This window comes from Psychrobacillus vulpis, assembly GCF_006861825.1.
GTDB lineage: Bacteria > Bacillota > Bacilli > Bacillales_A > Planococcaceae > Psychrobacillus > Psychrobacillus vulpis.
In genome coordinates, this window is sequence record NZ_VDGI01000069.1 from 1 (window position 1) to 649 (window position 649).

The following is a 649-nucleotide window of genomic DNA, read 5'->3' on the forward strand; positions in this document are numbered from 1 at the left end:
ACAATTTCTTGACGACTTTTCCCATTTTCATATAGAGCTACAACTTGCTTTTTAAATTCTGTAGAAAACGTTCTTCTTTTTTGGGGCATAGTAGATTCTCCTCACTTATTGTGTATTATTCTACTTGTCCTTAATTTGATTGTCCAACTAAGTGTAGACTATCCAGAAGTGATTGAAGTTGCAGGTAAAGTTAGAGTTAAATTTGTAGAATTAGTTAAAGGTATTTTAGAAGAAATTTAATTAAGATTTAATTGCTTTATTGGATTCTAGTAAATTTACTTGTTTCACTTGTTAAAAAACTTATAAATCATACCTTGGTCTAGAGGATTTCCTCTAGGCCATTTTCTTGTACGAACTTTTCACTAAGTCATTCTGCTATTCAAATACCAATAAGAGATGAACGCCAGATTTGTCATACGCTCCGAGTCTCTCTTCTTTGCTTCCTCTACTTCCACGCTACTCATTTTACAGGCTGCCTTCGGCATTTTATTTTCAAATACAAAAAAAGCCGCTACCGATTATTCGGTAACGACCTTAGTGCCTAGCGACGTTCTACTCTCACAGGGGGAAACCCCCAACTACCATCGACGCTGAAGAGCTTAACTTCCGTGTTCGGTATGGGAACGGGTGTGACCTCTTCGCCATCATC

1 rRNA gene is annotated in these 649 nt (G+C 37.1%); it reads right to left on the minus strand.

Features of this window, described 5'->3' with window-relative positions:
• Window positions 1-539 precede the first annotated feature (539 nt).
• A 5S ribosomal RNA gene (rrf, locus tag FG384_RS19605) occupies window positions 540-649 on the minus strand; the annotation flags it as partial.